This is a genomic window from Gemmatimonadota bacterium, assembly GCA_041390125.1.
Lineage (GTDB): Bacteria > Gemmatimonadota > Gemmatimonadetes > Longimicrobiales > Gaopeijiaceae > JAGQIF01.
The window spans coordinates 1-1696 of record JAWKQN010000043.1; the positions used below are offsets into that span (position 1 = coordinate 1).

The following is a 1696-nucleotide window of genomic DNA, read 5'->3' on the forward strand; positions in this document are numbered from 1 at the left end:
GTCCTCGAGGGTCGGCGGTGCGAGGGGCGCGCGTGCCCCATCCGCCGGATCGATCTCGTGCAGCACCACCAGACGCTCGGCGTCGGGGAAGGGAAGGCCGCGCAGCAAAACCGCGTCGATCACCGAGAAGAGGGCGGTCGTGATCCCCACCGCCAACGCGAGCGTGGCCAGGATCGCAGCGGAGGTGGCCGGAGAGCGGCGCACGCGGCGGAGCGCGAAGCCCAGGTCCCGCGCGAGCGCGCCGAGCCCGCGGCGCAGCGTGCCCGGGGCGCGCCGTCTCCCGCCTTCCTCGAGGCGCCAGGCGAGCACCAGCCGCAGCGCGTCCCCCGTGTCCCGCCACCCCCACGTGTCCTGGCCCCGGGCGGCGCGCAGCTCCGCGAGGTCCGCCTCCACCTCCTCCGCGCGCTCGGGTCCGAGCACGCGCACCAGCAGCGCCTCCAGCCACCGGGGCGGGCCGTTCACCGGGCGGCTCCCGGCGTGGGATCGATGCCCTCCCACATGGCCAGCAACGCCTCCCGTGAGGCCACCAACGCGCTCCACGCCTCCGGCTGCACGCGGAAGAAGCGCTTGGCCCGCCCTCCGCGCTCGGGCGTGGGCTCCCCCAGCTCGGAGCGCACCAGGCCGCGCTTTTCCAGGCGGCGCAGCGCGACGTACGCTGCGGAGTGCTGCACGGACCGGCCCGTCCGCGCCTCGATCTCCTGCACGATGCCCACCGTGTACGCGTCACGCCCGAGGTGGACGCACGCGAGCAGGACCAGGTGTTCGAACTCCCCAAGCGCTTCGCGCGTCATGAGCCCCCTCGCCGCGCCATACGCACCCCTCCCTTAATTAGTAGCAATGCTAGGATAATACACAGCGGATCTGTGCGTCGGCAACCCCGGGGAGGGGGTGGATCGATTGGAGTCCCCGGCACCCGCGGGGCGGCTGCATTCCCCGTGGACAGACGCGCGCCGCGTGCGCTCCCGCGGAGTGGACCGGCCGGGCGTTAGCCGGGCGGCAGGCGCCCTTCGCTCGAGGCGCCGACGCCCAGCTTCTGCTCGAAGGAGACCACGTCGCGCAGACGGCGGACCTCTCCCTGGAGCTCGTCCACCTGGGCCTGCAAGCGCTTGACCTCCGCGTCGCGGGCTCCCCCGCCGGCGACCCGGCTCAGCTCGTGGATCGCGTCCAGCAGGGACTCGATCATGGGCCGGATGGCGTAGTGGACCGTGAAGCCCAGGCAGACGCTGAGCACCGGCACCACGACGAGGGTGAAGATGAGGAAGCGGCTGTCCATCGGTCGGCCTCGGCGTCGAAAGAAGGCTGCACCGCCCTACGTGCCGGCGGCCGGGATCGTTTCCCCGAGCGCCCCCGGTGTTCCACCCGCGCCTTGCTGGGATCCCCCTCCGGGTGGAACGTACCCGGATGCGCCGTCCACCTGTCCTCCGTCCGCTGGAGCCGCGCGACGGCTCCGCCTTCGAGAGCGCCTTCGCGCTGATCGGCTGGTCCAAGCCGCGCGCGCTGTTCGATCGCTACCTGGCCGAGCAGGCCGTGGGGCTGCGCTGGACCTGTGTGGCCGAGGTGAACGACGCACCCACGGGCTACCTCACCGTGGCGTGGCGCTCCGCGGATCCCGAGCTGGCCGCGCGTGCCATCCCCGAGATCGTGGACCTGAACGTGCTGCCGCAGCATCGCCGGAAGGGCCTGGGCTCGTCCCTGC

4 protein-coding genes are annotated in these 1696 nt (G+C 73.0%); 1 reads left to right on the forward strand and 3 read right to left on the reverse strand.

All coding sequences use genetic code 11. The features are described from left to right. From R3E98_21805 to R3E98_21815, 3 genes are all read right to left on the reverse strand, one after another. On the reverse strand, nucleotides 1–462 hold a 462-nt coding region (locus R3E98_21805; GenBank protein MEZ4426046.1), incomplete at its 3' end, for a hypothetical protein. Continuing rightward, the gene (locus R3E98_21810; protein ID MEZ4426047.1) at nucleotides 459–791 is read right to left on the reverse strand and encodes a PadR family transcriptional regulator; all 333 of its coding nucleotides are present in this window, start codon (nucleotides 789–791) and stop codon (nucleotides 459–461) included. The genes R3E98_21805 and R3E98_21810, both read right to left, overlap by 4 nt. Before the next feature lie 194 nt (nucleotides 792–985). Further along, nucleotides 986–1273, reverse strand: coding sequence for a hypothetical protein (locus R3E98_21815; GenBank protein ID MEZ4426048.1), 288 nt, complete (start codon nucleotides 1271–1273; stop codon nucleotides 986–988). A 128-nt stretch (nucleotides 1274–1401) separates the two neighbouring features. Here R3E98_21815 and R3E98_21820 point away from each other — a divergent pair. Then, nucleotides 1402–1696 (forward strand): GNAT family N-acetyltransferase (locus tag R3E98_21820; protein ID MEZ4426049.1); only part of this gene is annotated, 295 nt, incomplete at its 3' end.

Bases quoted from the DNA above. Each gene is read 5' to 3' on its own strand.
- R3E98_21815 (MEZ4426048.1), bottom strand. From the start codon at position 1,273: ATGGACAGCCGCTTCCTCATCTTCACCCTCGTCGTGGTGCCGGTGCTC.
- R3E98_21810 (MEZ4426047.1), bottom strand. From the start codon at position 791: ATGACGCGCGAAGCGCTTGGGGAGTTCGAACACCTGGTCCTGCTCGCG.